At 30.5% G+C, this 2521-nt stretch carries 3 protein-coding genes; all 3 read left to right on the top strand.

Annotation, left to right across the window (positions count from 1 at the left end; translation table 11 throughout):
• Positions 1–205 precede the first annotated feature (205 nt).
• Positions 206–1111 (top strand): aminoglycoside phosphotransferase family protein, encoded by a 906-nt coding sequence (locus RYK07_RS08940; RefSeq protein ID WP_314853507.1) that lies wholly within the window; start codon positions 206–208, stop codon positions 1109–1111.
• Positions 1111–1818 carry a class I SAM-dependent methyltransferase gene (locus RYK07_RS08935; protein WP_399546626.1) on the top strand — a complete coding sequence of 236 codons (708 nt, stop codon included), beginning with the start codon at positions 1111–1113 and terminating at the stop codon, positions 1816–1818. The genes RYK07_RS08940 and RYK07_RS08935 overlap by 1 nt, the downstream gene beginning before the upstream one ends.
• Positions 1819–1889: 71 nt before the next feature.
• Positions 1890–2521: NAD(P)H-dependent oxidoreductase (locus RYK07_RS08930; protein WP_314853506.1), on the top strand; the 632-nt coding region annotated here is incomplete at its 3' end.

Genomic DNA, 2521 nt, shown 5'->3' with positions numbered 1-2521 from the left:
GGACTCAAAATCCAGTGCCCGCGAGGGCGTGCCGGTTCGACCCCGGCCGCCGGTACTACGTTTAAACTAGAAATGTTGTTAAATCAGCATTTCTAGTTTTTTTATACATAAAAATTTTGTGGGCAAAAAGTGCGTAAATTTTTACTACAAAGTTTGTGAATTTAAAGTATAATTTTAATGCTATGAATTTTTAAAGGAGTTATATATGACAATACTAGATGAACTGGAACAATATCCTAAGGAGTTCATCCAAAAAGGATATTCTGAAGAGATGAAGTACAAAATCAAAGCTGACATGAATTATTTTTTAAAAATTTCTCCTCTATCTTTTACTAAAAAGAAGGATTTAGAAGTAAAGTATATTTTAGCTTTAGAAAAAGAAATCAAATTTCCTAAATTAGTAGAAATGAAGTTTGAAACCAATTCAATTCTAAGTTTATACGAATGGATTGATGGAGTTGATATTAGAGAATATGCGTCTAAATTAACAGAAGAAGAACTTTATCAATTTGGTATGCAAGCTGGAGCTTTTTTAAAGAAGATACATTCGATTTCTATTGAAGAAGCTTCAGTAAATTGGCAAAAATATTATATAAAGAAATCAATGAAAAAGATTCATTCTTTTAGAAAACAGAATAAGAATTTTGCTAATATTGAAACTTTTATTGATTTTATTCAAAGTCATCAATCTTTATTAAAAGATAGACCCATTTCATTATGTCATGGAGATTATCATGTAGGAAATATGATGATTGACTTAGAAACAAAGAAGCTCGTTATTATTGATTTTGGTTCTATAGAGATTGGTGATCCTATGGAAGAGTTTAATCGTATGATTTGGAATGCTCAATTATCTGAGGAGTTTGCTACTGGTTTCGTTAATGGATATTTTGATGGAGAAAAAATTCCTGATATATTTTGGAAACTAATGGCCTATTATATGGCTTGTGATGTAGTAGGATCTATTCCTTGGGCTATTAATTTTGAAAATAATCAATTAGAGATTATGCTTAAAAGGGCAAAATTAGTGTTGGATTGGTTTGACGATTTTAAACGAGTAATTCCTAAGTTTTATAAAGGAAATAACTTTGAAAAGGTAGGTAAATTTTAATGGATATTCAACAATACAAACAAATGTTAGAGCAGCCATGGGGGAAATTTCAATATGTAATTACTTTCGCTCAATTAGAACATATTAAAGGAAAAAAAATTCTAGATTTTGGTTCAGGATTTGGTTTAGTAAGTCAATTTCTAGCTCAAAATAATGAAGTCGTTGCGATTGAACCACAGGAAGAAATGTTATTTGCCTATTCCAATCATCGTTATGAAAAAATCTTAGGCAGCTTAGAGCAAGTTGAAAAATTTGAATCAGAATCTTTTGATATTGTTTTGTGTCATAATGTATTAGAATATATCGATGAAAATTGTCGAGTGAACTATCTTTCTGAATTAAAGAGAGTGTTAAAACGAGATGGGAAGTTATCCATTATTAAACATAATCAAGTTGGCAAAATTATGCAAGCAGTTGTCTTTTCAAATGATGTTGATCAAGCATTAGATTTATTAAATGGGAATGAATTTAAAAGTGTTTCTTTTTCTCAAGGAACAACGTATACCATTGATGAATTATTGGAAATGTCAAAAATGAAATTGGAAAACTATCAAGCTATCCGTACATTTTATAGTTTACAGATGAATGAAGTAAAAACGAAAGATAACTGGCTAGAAAAGATGACTGAAATGGAACTTGCAGTATGTGATTTGTATCCGTATAAAGATATTAGTTTCTTACAACATGTATGGCTAGTGAAGGAATAACAGTTTAATTTTCTTGTAAGTACTAATATCGTATGGTAGAGTTTTATTATCGAATTTAAAGGAGAATTAAAATGAATAGAAATGAAGTTATTGAATTACAACATAAACGTTTTGCAGTGAAAAAATATGATCCGAATCGTCGTATTTCTGATGAAGATTGGGATACATTAGTAGAAGTAGGACGTTTAGCTCCATCATCCCTTGGTTTTGAACCTTGGAAAATGCTCCTATTAGAAAATAAACAAATGAGAGAAGATTTGAAAGAAATGGCATGGGGAGCTATTAATAGTTTAGAAGCTGCAAGTCATTTTGTTATTTTCCTTGCTCGAAAAGGTGTTACTTATGATAGTGCGTATGTTGCAAAGTTGATGAAGGAAGTAAAAAATCGTGACTATGATCCAACTTCACGATTTGCTGCTCGTGTGAAGAGTTTCCATGAAATCGATGCAACATTAAATGATGAAAGAGCATTATTTGACTGGGCTAGTAAACAAACGTATATTCAAATGGCAAATATGATGTCTGCAGCAACACTTTTAGGAATAGATTCTTTACCGATTGAAGGATTTAATAGAGAAAAAGTAGAAACTTATTTAAAAGAAAAAGGAATCTTAAATACGGATGAATTTGGTGTATCTGTCATGGCAAGTTTTGGCTATCGTGATCAAGAAATTACTCCTAAAGTTCGTTGGAATAAAGAAGC

This window comes from uncultured Granulicatella sp. (assembly GCF_963528315.1).
GTDB lineage: Bacteria > Bacillota > Bacilli > Lactobacillales > Aerococcaceae > Granulicatella.
This window is presented reverse-complemented; position numbering and strand designations above follow the sequence as displayed.